The sequence below is a fragment of the Aquimarina sp. AU474 genome, assembly GCF_900312815.1.
In the GTDB taxonomy this organism is placed as follows: Bacteria; Bacteroidota; Bacteroidia; order Flavobacteriales; family Flavobacteriaceae; genus Aquimarina.
The window spans coordinates 201,755-214,690 of the sequence record NZ_OMPE01000005.1 but is presented as its reverse complement, the minus strand read 5'-3'; the positions used below and the strand labels follow the sequence as shown (position 1 = coordinate 214,690).

The following is a 12,936-nucleotide window of genomic DNA, read 5'->3' as shown; positions in this document are numbered from 1 at the left end:
TTTCTATTTTTTAAGATTCTGAATATGGTTTTAACTATTAAAAACAATTTGTTAGCGATAACTCCTTGGCCCTAAAAATGCAGTGGTGGTTGTTTCAATTAATTTGTCCTTGCTGTATAATCCTATTTTTAATCGATTTTTATCCCCTGTTAAGGCGGCGTTATTGATTTCAATAAATAGGGTTCCTTCTGCAAGTCCTTGCCCAGGTACACTAAAATTTTTGTGTGTTACAATTTCAATTTTTCCGGTATGAGATAATAATTCAAAATGAATATTTTCTATATCCAGGGTAGTTTTGTTTACTAATTTATATGTGTATACATTACTTATGATATTATCTCCTTTGTGCTCATACAACTGGCCAGGTAACCTTAAAATAGTAGCTTCGACGTCATTTCTTAAAAAAGACATTCCTAAGAAAATACCTGTTAAAATTAATAATACGGCACTGTATCCTTTTAGCCTAGGAGTAAACGTAAATTTTGCTTTTTTAGCGATGTTTTCCTCACTGGCATATCGAATAAGTCCTTTGGGCAGATTCACACTTTCCATCATATGATCGCAAGCATCAATACATGCTGTGCAGTTTACACATTCTAGTTGGGTTCCATTTCTGATATCTATCCCCGTTGGACATACATGAACACATTGAAAACAATCGATGCAATCTCCTTTACCACTAGTGGATCTATTCTCATTTTTTTTAAATTTCGCTCTTCCAATCTCTTTTTCACCTCGTTTATAATCATATGCTACTACGATAGATTTTGAATCTAACAAAACACCTTGTAAACGACCATAAGGACATGCGATAATACATACCTGCTCTCTAAACCAGGCAAATACAAAGTAGAAAACGGCAGTAAAAATAAGAAGAGAGATTAAAGTGCTTACATGTATAAGAGGCCCATCTGTAATATATTTTATGAGTTGATCACTACCGATTAAATATGCTAGAAATACATTGGCTATCAAGAAAGAAATGATAAAAAAGAGTATCCATTTAGTGAGCCTCTTTCTAATTTTATTGATATTCCATGGTTGCTTATCCAGTCGTATTTGTTTTCCGCGATCGCCTTCAATCCAATATTCGATTCTTCTAAAAACTAGTTCCATGAATATAGTTTGTGGACATATCCATCCACAAAATATTCTACCAAAAGCTACTGTGAATAGTATAATAAATACTATTCCTATGATCATTGAAATAACGAATAAATGAAAATCTTGTGGCCAGAACGGAGCTCCAAAAATATTGAAACGTCGTTCTAGCACATTAAACAATAGAAATTGATTACCATTGATTTTAATAAATGGTGCAGAAAATAGAAATATTAATAAACTATAACTTACCCATTTACGATATTTATAAAATCGACCGCTCGGTTTTTTAGGATACACCCAAGCACGTTTCCCCTCTTCATTTATGGTTCCGATAGAATCTCTGAATGTTTCTTTTCCTGTTGTTTCCAATGGATCTCTTTTTCTGTGATGGGTTATTCGTTTACTACAACTGATGTTGAATCAGAAGCTGTTTCTGGGGTTTCTTCAGAGGGAGTTTCTTTTATAGAAGTATCAGGATCGCTCCAAACTTCTCCTTGAGGTTCTTTAGGTTCTACTGGGGTTGTACCTCCAAGAGTCATTACATAACTCGCTACTTGAGCCATTTCGGCTGGTTTTAAAGTTTGTTTCCATGCAACCATTCCTTTGCCATCTCGACCTCCTTCAGAAATTGTTTGGAAAACGTTTTTAATTCCTCCACCCAAAATCCAATAAGGATCCGTTAAGTTAGGCCCAATTCCTCCTCCGCCATCAGCTTTATGGCATGCTACGCAGTTCGCTGTAAATATGGTTTTTCCTGCACTGATATCAGAGACATCAGTGAGTATGGTTACGGTATTTGCATCAACCAAATCCTTAGCATTTTTTTTGTATTCTTCTATAGCAATTAGTGCTGCAGCTACTTCAGACTCATATTCTTCGGTTTGATTGTAATCATTAAATACATGAAAACGAGCTAAATAAATTACTCCAAATAAAATAGTAGCATAAAAACCATATACCCACCAAGGAGGGAGGTTATTATCCAATTCTTTGATTCCGTCATAATTATGATCTAATATGATTTCTTCTTCTTCTTCAACCGGTTTACTGTCCAGAAGTTTTAGATATATATTTTTAACTCCTCTAAATTGTTGTTCTTTTCGGTGTTGCTCAGCTATAAGGTATCGTTCTTGAGCTTTAGGTTTTAAAGACTTAAACAATACAACTTTAAGTGCTTCTAAGCATATTTCAATGGCAATAGCAAATAATAAAACTATACCCATAGCCAACCATGCAATGGGTTGTGTCATAAATACTGATTCTTCACCCGACTCTATAATCGACTCTATTAGTACATATGATATGAGTAGAAAAACAATTACTCTTATGTAGGATGCTGTACTTCTCATAGTATTAACTCTTTTTCGTTTTCTAATGGAATATTACTTACTTCTTTAATGTGTTCTTTTTTTGCAGTGATTACCCACCAGAATAATGCAGCAAAGAAGATGAAGAATATTAAAAGAGATATCATCGGATATATCTCAATTCCGTCAATGCTTTCCATATGTCCTTTTATAAATTTTAGCATAGTTTTATTTTTAATTTTGCCCTAAATCTTCTTTAGTTTTAACCTTTATATCTGTTCCTAATCGTTGAATGTATGCTATGAGGGCTATGACTTCACGATTACGCATTTCTATAAAATCTTCTTTGTTTTCTTGGGCATATTTTTTATCTGCTTCATACGTCTTGGCAAAATCAGGATCACTGTACAGGTTTTTCTCAATCTGGGTAGCCTGTTCATCCATCCACTGTTGTGCTCTTGCAATTTCTTCAGTGGTATAGGGTACTCCAAGTGTAACCATCGCTTTCATCTTAGTTTCAGTATTGGATCGGTCTAATTTATTTTTGATTAACCATTTATAACTTGGCATAATGGATCCAGACGAAGTAGTTTGCGGATCGTAGAAATGATTAAGGTGCCAGTTGTCTGAATATTTACCGCCTATCCTCATTAAATCTGGTCCTGTTCGTTTACTACCCCATAAAAAAGGATGATCATAAACATATTCTCCTGCTTTTGAATATTCACCATATCTTTCTACTTCACTACGAAATGGACGAATCATTTGAGAATGACAAGAGACACAACTTTCTCTGATATATAAATCTCTTCCTTCTAATTCTAGAGGTGTATATGGTTTTACACTGGTAATTGTTGGGATATTAGATTCTACCATTAATGTGGGTACAATCTGTACTGCTCCTCCAATAAGAATAGCGATGGTAGCAAAAATGGTCAATTTAACAGGTCTTCTTTCTAACCAGGTATGATACCCTTCTTTGGATGTTTTATGTTTTGATACTTTAATCAAAGGAGCAGCTTCAGCTAACTCATCGGTTGCTTTACTGCCAGATTTAATAGTTTTAATGATATTGTAGAGCATTATAAACATCCCAATAATGAACATGCTTCCTCCTATAGCTCTCATCCAGTACATAGGGATAATTTCATTTACAGTCTCTAAGAAATTTCCGTAAACTAAACTACCATCTGGATTAAATTGTTTCCACATAGAGGCTTGCACAAATCCAGCTACGTACATGGGTAGTGCGTATAGAATTATACCTAAAGTACCTATCCAAAAATGTACGTTGGCGAGTGCGATAGACCATAGTTTGGTTTTAAATAATCTGGGAACCAACCAATATGCCATACCGAAGGTCATAAAACCATTCCAGGCCAATGCGCCAACATGAACATGAGCAATTACCCAATCGCTAAAGTGAGCGATTGCATTCACATTTTTTAGAGAAAGCATAGGACCTTCAAAAGTCGCCATACCATATCCTGTAATGGCTACTACCATAAATTTTAAAACAGGATCAGTACGTACTTTATCCCAAGCGCCTCGTAGTGTTAATAACCCATTAATCATGCCTCCCCAGGATGGTGCGATCAACATTATAGAAAAGGCTACTCCAAGATTTTGTGCCCAATCCGGTAATGAAGAGTAGAGAAGGTGATGAGGCCCTGCCCAGATATAGATAAATATAAGAGACCAAAAATGCACAATAGATAATCGATATGAATAAACAGGTCTGTTGGCCGCTTTTGGAATAAAATAATACATCAATCCAAGAAAGGGTGTGGTAAGAAAAAAAGCTACTGCATTATGGCCATACCACCATTGTACTAATGCATCTTGTACTCCAGCATAAACTGAATAACTTTTTAAAGCACTTACCGGAAGTTCTAAACTATTAAAAATATGAAGTACTGCCACGGTAACCACAGTTGCTATATAAAACCAGATCGCGACATACATATGTCTCTGCCTACGTTTAAGAATGGTACCTATAAGATTCCACCCAAAGGTTACCCAAATTATTGCGATCGCTATATCAAATGGCCATTCTAATTCTGCATATTCTTTAGATGTAGTATATCCTAAGGGCAGTGATATGGCAGCACCAACTATGATTAATTGCCATCCCCAAAAATTTATTTTGCTTAATGAATCACTAAACATTCGGGTTTTTAGTAATCGTTGCGTAGAATAATATACTCCGGCAAAAATGGCATTACCTACAAAAGCAAAAATTACTGCGTTGGTATGTAATGGTCTTAAACGACCAAAACTTAACCAAGAAATTCCATCTGTGAGGTTAGGGAATAAAAATAAAAATGCCAATAATAACCCAACTGACATTCCGATAATACCCCAAAACATAGTGGCATATAAGAAATTTTTTACGATTTTATTATCGTAATAGAATTGTTCCATTTCCATATTAAGATTGTTTAGTTTTTGCAGATGTAGAAGGATCTTTTTTAGTTTTTTTTACTATTTCATCATCAAAAAGCATTCGTACAGAAGGAGTATAGATATCGTCGTATTGACCATTCTTAACTGAAACAATAAAAGCCACAAAGAAAATAATGGCTACAATAATACTTATCGTTAAGAGTATATAAATAACACCCATACTTATTTTGATTATAGGTCAAAAGTAGTAGGGCATGTTTTCTTAAAAAATGACATTTGTCAGGTTTTATTTTCTATTTGTTTAAGAGCTTTGTAATAAGTTGATTATTAACTCTTAATCTATTTCAATATGAAAAAGAACTTAGGCAAATTAGATAGTATTATAAGAATCTTAATTGGGGTTGTTTTGGCATATTTGTTTTACAACAATTATATATCGAATACTTTAGGAATCGTTTTGTTATCACTCTCTGGTGTATTGGTAATTACTGGGTTTATGGGTTGGTGTCCTTTGTATCGGTTATTTGGGTTAAGAACATGCCAAACTAATCATGGATTTACAGAAGATCGTTAATTATTAATGCGGGTATAAGAAATCTTCTTAGACCAATTATAATCAGATTGGAGCTTATAGTTGATCACCGTTTTATAACCTTGCAGTTCATGAGTTTCAATAAATTCTATTTGAGATGGTTTGATGATATAACCACCCCAATATTTGGGTTTAGGAATTGCTTTGTTTTTAAATTTGATTTCATACTTTTTTAATCGATTTTCTAGTATTGTACGAGAAGAAATTATGTCACTTTGATGAGAAACCCAAGCGCTTAGCTTACTTGCTTCTGGTCGAGAATCAAAATAACCTTCAGATAAGTTCTTAGCGATTTTTTTTACTTTTCCTAAAATGAGTACTTCTCGCCCGGATATATTCCAATTAAAATTGATGCAAACATTATTATTATTTTCAATTGCTTTACCTTTTTCGCTATTGTAGTTAGTGAAAAATATAAAACCTTCCCAAGTAAAGCGTTTGAGTAAAACTATTCTACTTTTCGGAAAACCATCTAAGCCAATGGTAGAAAGTAACATGGCATTAGTCTCTTCCTCTGGATGATTTTTATCAATCTCATAAAACCATTTTTGAAAGTGTTCAATAGGATTATTATTGTCATTCATGGTTATCATAAACTCTATTTAAGCTAGTTTTCTTCCTTCCCAATTCGTTAATAATGTTACATATATAACTATAGAAATTGAACTTAAGGGCATTAAAATTGCAGCAATAACTGGTGAAAGTTGACCTGTAACCGCAAAATAAAGTCCAATTAGGTTGTATAAAAAAGAGAGAATAAAACTCGATCTAATAATTTTCATGGTACTTTTTGATGCGTTTAAATATTTATGAAGCCACTCAAATTTAGTAGCATCTAAAATTCCATCACAAGCGGGTGAGAACACGTTAACATTTTCGGAAATAGCAATTCCCACATCACTTTGTGCCAAAGCCCCTGCATCGTTTAGGCCATCACCGATCATAAGTACATTTTTGTGGTTTTCTTGTAGGTATTTAATATGCCTTAATTTATTTTCTGGCTTTTGATCAAAAAACAGAGAGGTATGTTTTGGGAGTAATTGTTTTAAATATTTTTTTTCGCCAGTATTATCTCCCGAAAGTATAGAAAGATCATACGTTTTGTCAAGCGTATCGAATAATTTTTTAACACCTTTACGATATCGATTGTGAAAAGTAAAATACCCTTTATAGGTATTATTTGTACTAATGTGTACCGTTGTGTTTTGCTCTTTTTTAATACTGCTGGAGCCTATAAAATTTGCTGACCCTACTTTAATAGAATGATCTTTAAGCCTCGCTTCAATTCCTTTTCCTAAGTGTTCTTGATATTCATCAAGCGTAATTATTTCTTGTTCTGCAAGCATATTATATAAAGCTCTGCTTAGTGGATGATTTGAGGAACGAAGTGTATTTTTTAATAGTAGTTTTTCATCAACTGTTAATTGTAGTCCACAATAGTCAATATCACTTTTTTTATTAATTGTTATGGTTCCTGTCTTATCAAAAATCACGGTATCAATATTGGCTAATCGTTCAATAACATCAATGTTTTTTAAGTAAAATTTATTTCTTCCAAAAATTCGAAGCATATTTCCTAGCGCAAACGGCCTTGTGAGTGCTAGAGCGCAAGGACAAGCGATAATAAGTACAGCTGTAAATACGTGTATAGCTTTTGATGAATCTATAAATAACCAAAAAGTAGTTGAAAATATGGCTATGCATAAGATCACAATTGTAAAATATTTACTTATACTATCTGTAAGATTATTAAAGACTAATGATCTATTGTTGTTAAAAATATCATTACTCCATAACTGAGTGAGATAACTTTGCTTGACTGATTTTGTAGCTTCGATTTCTATAGCACCATATAGCTGTTTCCCGCCAGCAAAAATTTGATCCCCAGATTTTTTGGAAACAGACTCACTTTCACCGGTCACAAAGCTATAATCAACCTGAGCATTACCATTAATGAGTATGGCATCAACAGGTATTAGTTCTTCATGTCTAATAAGAAGTCGATCTCCTTTTTTAATATCATATACCTGGATGTTTTCTTCTGTTTTTTTGTTTTTGTGAAATGCTATTCGGGTTACAGCTATAGGGAAATAAGATTTGTAATCTCTTTCAAATGACAAAAAAGAATAGGTTTTTTGTTGAAAGAATTTTCCGAGTAATAAGAAGAATATTAATCCAGTAAGACTATCAAAAAAACCAGTTCCCCAATTAAATATGATTTCCAAGGTGCTTCGAAAAAATAAAACTAAAATTCCTAAAACTATAGGCACATCAATATTTAATATTCTTGATCGTAACCCTTTATATGCAGAGATAAAGTAATCTTTTGCTGCATAAAGGACTACGGGTAATGAAAATACAAACATTAACCATCGGAATAAGTATTTATATTTTTCTAACCAATACTCAGATATTTCGAAGTATTCGGGAAAAGATAAAAACATAATATTGCCAAATGCGAAACTCGCAATACCAAGTTTGTAGATAAGGCTTCTATCCATCTTCTTTTTACCTTCAGAAAAATCATCCAAACTTATATAAGGTTCATAACCTATTCTTGTTAATAAATTGGCAATTTCTTTAAGTGAAACATGAGCAGAATTAAATGTAATACGAACATTTTTTTTCGGGAAATCAACTTGAGATACTACTATGTTGGATTGGAGTTTGTTTAGGTTTTCTAATATCCAGATGCAAGAACTACAATGTATATGAGGTATGTACAGTGTGATAATTTGAATATCATTATTACTAAACTCAATTAATTTTTGAGCAATAGCTTTATTATCGAGGTAATCAAATTTTCCTTCGATTTCTTTAGGGATGGAACCAGGAGTAGATTGTAAGTCATAATAACAGGATAGATCATGACTTGAAAAAATTTCATATACAGTTTTACACCCATTGCAGCAGAATTCTTTTTGATCAAAAGCGACAACAAATTTATCACAATTGCTACCGCAATGATAACATGTTGACTCTATTATCATATAGATATTGTTTGTTGCAAAAATGATAAAGACCGATATGATATCATATGATAAAAATCATAGTTTGGGTTACTTTGATAAATTAGTTTTGAGAGTATATCACAACTTCTATGTTATGAGAAAAATATTAATACCTACGGACTTTTCAGAGAATGCGATGAATGCAATTCGATATGCCTTAGAACTTTTTAAATATGAAGAGAGCGAGTTCTTTATTATACATGCTTTTGCCGATGAGGTCTATGACCAGAGCACATCTCTTACACGAGAACTTTTTGATGAGGTAAAAAAAATAATGCAAGAAAAATCAAATGAAGGATTACAAAAGATTTTTGAAAATGTAAAAGCAATTTCCCCAAACCCAAGACATACGTATAAGATGATATCGGTATTTGGGACTCTGATAGATAAGGCAAATGATTTTGTAGATGAAGAGAATATTGATATTGTAGTTATGGGAACAAAAGGAAAAACTGATGATCGTAAACTTACCTTTGGAAGTAATACTTTACAGGTGCTTAAATATGTGAAATGTCCTGTATTAGCAATTCCTGAAGGGTGTTTTTATAGTTCGCCAAAGAATATTCTTTTTCCTACGGATTATATGTTACCGTACAAAAGGAGAGAGTTAAAACTAATACGTACAATGAGTAAAAGTTTTAGATCTACTATTAATTTTTTGTATATCACAACTTTCAAAAAACTTTCAATACGCCAAGAAGACAATAAAGCATTTTTAAAAGATTGTTTGCCGGATATAGAATTATCGTTTCATGTTAAAGAGGCAGATAATATTACCACTGCCATTAATAGTTTTTTGGTAAAGAATAGAATAGATCTTTTAGTAATGATAAATTCTAGGCATACATATCTAGAGAATATCTTATATCAATCTACAATAGATAGGATAGGCTTATATATCAAAATACCTTTTTTAACGATACAAAATCTACAGCGATAAATTAATAAAAAAGTAAAATGAAACGTATCCTGTTGCCAACCGATTTTTCTGATAATGCATTTAATGCAATTTGTTATGCGCTACATTTTTTTGAAAATGAAGAATGTACTTTTTATATACTCAACACCTTTACTCCTGCATCTTATCATGTAGGATATTTTGTAGAAAATCCAATACCATATGGCCTAGAAGACATCGCGATGATGAATTCAAAAAAGGAAATGGATCGTATAGAAGAAAAGATAAAAGAGGAGTTTAATAATCCCAAACATCGTTTCAAGAAGATTTCTATATTTAATTTACTTATTGATCAGATCAATGCTACTGTACAAAAGTATGATATAGACCTTATTGTCATGGGCACCAAGGGAGCTACAGGAGCAAAGGAAATCTTTATAGGTACGAACACTATGTATACCCTTAAAAAAGTTAAGTGTCCAGTAATAGCGGTTCCTTCTAATTTTGAATACGAAAAACCAAAAGAAATTTTATTTCCAACAGATTATCAGCTTAGTACAACAAATAAATTTTTGCCTTTACTTAAAGATATTTGTAATAGTCATGATTCTAGACTTAATATTCTTAATGCATATTATGGAGTTGCATTAAACCAAGATAAAGAAGAAACAAAGGTTTTTTTGGATAATTATTTTCAAGAAAACGCTCATGTTTTTCATGTAGTAGATTGTATGGATGTACTTCAGGCGATTGAAGATTTTCAGGAAATGCACATCGTTAATTTATTAGTGATGGTACATAATCGACATTCATTTTTTGAAAACCTCTTATTTAAACCGGTAGTTAATCAGATTGCCTATCGTACTAATATTCCCTTTTTAGTCATTCCTTCTGAAAAGAGAATACAGAGATAATTATAAATAATAAACAGATGAAACGAATATTGGTGACAACAGATTTTTCTGATAAAGCTTGGAACGCACTGATCTATGCCATAGAATTATATAAAAACGTTCCATGTTTGTTTACCATCCTTAATACGTATGAGCTTAATAGTACTCAATTATTAACTACTGTAAGTTCACAGCGCGTTGGGTATTTTTATGATTCGATAAAATTAGGATCAGAAGAAGGGTTAGAAATGACTTTAGAAGATATTAATAATTCTAACCCAGCATCACATCATGTTTTTAAAACAATTTCGAAACTGGGATCTTTAACAGAGGTTTTGATGCAAATGACAGTAGCGGATTCTTTTGATTTAATTTTAATGAGTACCAAGGGTATGACTGGTGCCAAAGAGGTATTTATAGGTAGTAATGCGATAAGAGTATTACAAAGTAAATTTAATACACCAGTTCTTATTGTGCCTGAAGATGCTTATTTTGAAAGAATCACCAATATCGCATTCGCCACAGATTTCGAACGTATCTACTATAGATCAGAAATTAAACCAATTATTGATTTGGCAAAAATCAATAATGCCGCTATACGAATGATACATGTTCACGATCAACCAAAACTAAGTTTGACTCAAAATTATAATTCTAAAAGATTAGAAGAATTTTTTAGACATATTAAAAATGATTTTCACGTAATACCCGAATTCACTTCAATAAAAAAAAGTATTCAAGTGTATATAGAAGAGTTAGAAATCAATATGTTGATTATGATAAACTACGAGCATAGTTTTATTGAACGACTAACAAGAGAAGCAGTTATAAAAAAGATAACATTTCATACCAAAATTCCTTTCTTAGTCATTCCGGCTGATTACTGAGAATTGTCATAGTATTCCATAAAAAATGGAAATAGTTTTATGATGTAATTTATAAAACAAACCATGATGAAAAGAATACTTGTTCCTACGGATTTTTCGAATAATGCTTATAGTGCTCTTTGTTATGCTACTAGATTGTTTCAAAATCAAGTATGTCAATTCTATATATTAAATACATTTGAAGTACATACACCTGTGTTAACAGGCAGGATAGACACAAAAAAAGGAGATCTTTTATATCAAAAATTGAGTGTAGAGTCTCAAGAAGGGCTAGACAAAGTTTTTCATTCGATTGTGAGAGATACAGATGATCTTGCACATACTTTCGAAACTATTTCTGTTTCGAAAGGTCTAACCCAGACTATTCTAAAAACTATAGATAGTAAGAATATTGATCTAGTGGTTATGGGAACTAAAGGAGCTACAGGGGCTTCTGCTCTTTTTATGGGTAGTAATGCCGTTAAAGTCATTCAAAAAGTTAAAAATTGTCCAGTATTACTCATACCTAATGAGTTTGATTTTAAAACACCAACGGAGATAGCTTTTCCGACAGATTTCAATAGGTTTTATATTCCAGAAGATTTGAAACCATTAATGTACATAGCTTCTTTATTTGATGCTAACATAAGGGTTTTTCATATTCATGAAGAAGAAAAATTAGATGAGATACAGGAGTATAATTACCATACACTTAAAAAGTATTTAGAAGATTTTACTTATAGTATTCATTGGATATCAAAATTGAATCAAAAAGCATTTCTTATTAATGATTTTATAGATCAATTAGACATTGATTTATTGGCTATGATCAATTATCGACATAGTCTCATCGAAACCATAGCTCATGAACCGGTTATCAAAAAATTGGGATTTCGTTCATCAGTACCTTTTTTAATAATACCAGATGTAAACTGATAATTATCATAGTTTACCTGCTATAATGATAATACATTTATATCATTAATTTATAAAAACCTATCTCATGAAAAAGAAGATATTATTACCAACTGATTTTTCTAAAAATTCTTGGAATGCTATCAGTTATGCTATAGAACTCTATAAAAATTTTGCATGTGATTTTTATGTGCTTAATACATTTAATGTTACTGGATACGGATTAGAAAGTATGATGGTTCCAGAACCTGGTGAACGAATTTATGAAGATGTGAAAGAAAAATCTGAAAAAGGTCTATCCAAAATTTTAGATCGACTTGCCTTTAGGGATAACTATCCGGATCATAAATTTTTTATGGTTTCACAATTTAATAGTCTACTTGAAGGGATAAAAGATATGGTAGATAAGCAAGATATAGAAATGGTTGTAATGGGTACCAAAGGATCTACTGATGCTAATAATATTATTTATGGCAGTAATACCATATTAGTTATGGAAAAAATAAGAAACTGCCCTGTAATGGCAATTCCAGGTGAGGTAATATATACAGAACCTAAGGAAATTGTCTTTCCTACCGATTATAAAACACGTTTTAAGCGAAGAGAGTTACAATATTTAGGTGAAATCGCAAAAATCAGTGATGCTACGATCCGAGTATTGTATGTCACCAATGACGAAACATTAAATGCCGAACAAGAGAACAATAAAAGATTGTTACAAGAAAGTTTTGAAGGAATACCTCACGAATTTCACACTTTGCATAATGTAGATGTAAAGGGAGGGCTTAGTGCATTTGTAGAAAGTCGCAGTAGCGATATGATCACTTTTATAAATAGAAAGCATAGCTTCTTTGGAAGTATATTTTCTAGGCCTATGGTCAAAGATTTAGGATACCATTCTAAAGTACCGGTATTGGCTTTACATGATTTTAAAAACTAATAAA

General features: G+C 32.1%; 13 protein-coding genes. 6 read left to right on the top strand and 7 right to left on the bottom strand.

Translation table 11 applies throughout. The features are described from left to right. Positions 1 to 51: 51 nt before the first annotated feature. Genes ccoG through ccoS form a run of 5 tightly spaced genes read right to left on the bottom strand, consistent with a single transcriptional unit; the run spans position 52 to position 5,037 of the window. Complete coding sequence (gene ccoG, locus DK508_RS03770; protein ID WP_109299409.1) at positions 52 to 1,473, bottom strand: cytochrome c oxidase accessory protein CcoG; 1,422 nt, start codon at positions 1,471 to 1,473, stop codon at positions 52 to 54. 23 nt (positions 1,474 to 1,496) lie between these two features. Next, positions 1,497 to 2,453, bottom strand: a complete 957-nt coding sequence (locus DK508_RS03765; protein WP_109299408.1) for a cbb3-type cytochrome c oxidase N-terminal domain-containing protein — start codon at positions 2,451 to 2,453, stop codon at positions 1,497 to 1,499. Continuing rightward, a complete protein-coding gene (locus tag DK508_RS03760; protein WP_109299407.1) occupies positions 2,450 to 2,635 on the bottom strand; it encodes a CcoQ/FixQ family Cbb3-type cytochrome c oxidase assembly chaperone in 186 nt (61 codons plus the stop codon). Before DK508_RS03760 ends, DK508_RS03765 begins: the two co-directional genes overlap by 4 nt. A 10-nt stretch (positions 2,636 to 2,645) precedes the next feature. Next, the gene (gene ccoN / locus DK508_RS03755; RefSeq protein ID WP_109299406.1) at positions 2,646 to 4,841 is read right to left on the bottom strand and encodes a cytochrome-c oxidase, cbb3-type subunit I; all 2,196 of its coding nucleotides are present in this window, start codon (positions 4,839 to 4,841) and stop codon (positions 2,646 to 2,648) included. A gap of 1 nt (position 4,842) precedes the next feature. Beyond that, complete coding sequence (ccoS, locus tag DK508_RS03750) at positions 4,843 to 5,037, bottom strand: cbb3-type cytochrome oxidase assembly protein CcoS (protein ID WP_109299405.1); 195 nt, start codon at positions 5,035 to 5,037, stop codon at positions 4,843 to 4,845. A 129-nt stretch (positions 5,038 to 5,166) separates the two neighbouring features. Between ccoS and DK508_RS03745 the strand changes: the two genes are divergently transcribed. Next, entirely contained in the window at positions 5,167 to 5,391 is a 225-nt protein-coding gene (locus DK508_RS03745) for a DUF2892 domain-containing protein (protein WP_109299404.1), read from the top strand. On the opposite strand, the gene pdxH is transcribed toward DK508_RS03745, so the two are convergent. Both pdxH and DK508_RS03735 read right to left on the bottom strand, forming a co-directional pair. After that, a complete protein-coding gene (gene pdxH / locus DK508_RS03740; protein WP_109299403.1) occupies positions 5,388 to 6,002 on the bottom strand; it encodes a pyridoxamine 5'-phosphate oxidase in 615 nt (204 codons plus the stop codon). The genes DK508_RS03745 and pdxH overlap by 4 nt on opposite strands. Before the next feature lie 9 nt (positions 6,003 to 6,011). Then, positions 6,012 to 8,399 (bottom strand): heavy metal translocating P-type ATPase metal-binding domain-containing protein, encoded by a 2,388-nt coding sequence (locus DK508_RS03735; protein ID WP_235016276.1) that lies wholly within the window; start codon positions 8,397 to 8,399, stop codon positions 6,012 to 6,014. A gap of 115 nt (positions 8,400 to 8,514) precedes the next feature. Between DK508_RS03735 and DK508_RS03730 the strand changes: the two genes are divergently transcribed. The 5 genes from DK508_RS03730 to DK508_RS03710 all read left to right on the top strand — a co-directional run bounded on the left by DK508_RS03730 (position 8,515) and on the right by DK508_RS03710 (position 12,932). Next, the gene (locus tag DK508_RS03730; RefSeq protein ID WP_109299402.1) at positions 8,515 to 9,360 is read left to right on the top strand and encodes a universal stress protein; all 846 of its coding nucleotides are present in this window, start codon (positions 8,515 to 8,517) and stop codon (positions 9,358 to 9,360) included. A 17-nt stretch (positions 9,361 to 9,377) separates the two neighbouring features. Next, positions 9,378 to 10,232 (top strand): universal stress protein, encoded by an 855-nt coding sequence (locus DK508_RS03725; protein WP_109299401.1) that lies wholly within the window; start codon positions 9,378 to 9,380, stop codon positions 10,230 to 10,232. Between the two features lie 17 nt (positions 10,233 to 10,249). After that, entirely contained in the window at positions 10,250 to 11,098 is an 849-nt protein-coding gene (locus DK508_RS03720; RefSeq protein ID WP_109299400.1) for a universal stress protein, read from the top strand. Between the two features lie 66 nt (positions 11,099 to 11,164). After that, on the top strand, positions 11,165 to 12,013 hold the full coding sequence (locus DK508_RS03715) for a universal stress protein (protein WP_160114553.1): 849 nt from the start codon (positions 11,165 to 11,167) through the stop codon (positions 12,011 to 12,013). 67 nt (positions 12,014 to 12,080) lie between these two features. After that, positions 12,081 to 12,932: a universal stress protein gene (locus tag DK508_RS03710; RefSeq protein WP_109299398.1), complete on the top strand. Its 852-nt coding sequence runs from the start codon at positions 12,081 to 12,083 to the stop codon at positions 12,930 to 12,932. Positions 12,933 to 12,936: the final 4 nt, after the last annotated feature.

What these genes read in the sequence shown, in the direction of transcription:
- DK508_RS03765 (WP_109299408.1), bottom strand. Translation starts at nt 2,453, where the DNA reads ATGAGAAGTACAGCATCCTACATAAGAGTAATTGTTTTTCTACTCATA.
- DK508_RS03760 (WP_109299407.1), bottom strand. Translation starts at nt 2,635, where the DNA reads ATGCTAAAATTTATAAAAGGACATATGGAAAGCATTGACGGAATTGAG.
- ccoN (WP_109299406.1), bottom strand. Translation starts at nt 4,841, where the DNA reads ATGGAAATGGAACAATTCTATTACGATAATAAAATCGTAAAAAATTTC.
- ccoS (WP_109299405.1), bottom strand. Translation starts at nt 5,037, where the DNA reads ATGGGTGTTATTTATATACTCTTAACGATAAGTATTATTGTAGCCATT.
- DK508_RS03745 (WP_109299404.1), top strand. Translation starts at nt 5,167, where the DNA reads ATGAAAAAGAACTTAGGCAAATTAGATAGTATTATAAGAATCTTAATT.
- pdxH (WP_109299403.1), bottom strand. Translation starts at nt 6,002, where the DNA reads ATGATAACCATGAATGACAATAATAATCCTATTGAACACTTTCAAAAA.
- DK508_RS03735 (WP_235016276.1), bottom strand. Translation starts at nt 8,399, where the DNA reads ATGATAATAGAGTCAACATGTTATCATTGCGGTAGCAATTGTGATAAA.
- DK508_RS03730 (WP_109299402.1), top strand. Translation starts at nt 8,515, where the DNA reads ATGAGAAAAATATTAATACCTACGGACTTTTCAGAGAATGCGATGAAT.
- DK508_RS03725 (WP_109299401.1), top strand. Translation starts at nt 9,378, where the DNA reads ATGAAACGTATCCTGTTGCCAACCGATTTTTCTGATAATGCATTTAAT.
- DK508_RS03720 (WP_109299400.1), top strand. Translation starts at nt 10,250, where the DNA reads ATGAAACGAATATTGGTGACAACAGATTTTTCTGATAAAGCTTGGAAC.
- DK508_RS03715 (WP_160114553.1), top strand. Translation starts at nt 11,165, where the DNA reads ATGAAAAGAATACTTGTTCCTACGGATTTTTCGAATAATGCTTATAGT.
- DK508_RS03710 (WP_109299398.1), top strand. Translation starts at nt 12,081, where the DNA reads ATGAAAAAGAAGATATTATTACCAACTGATTTTTCTAAAAATTCTTGG.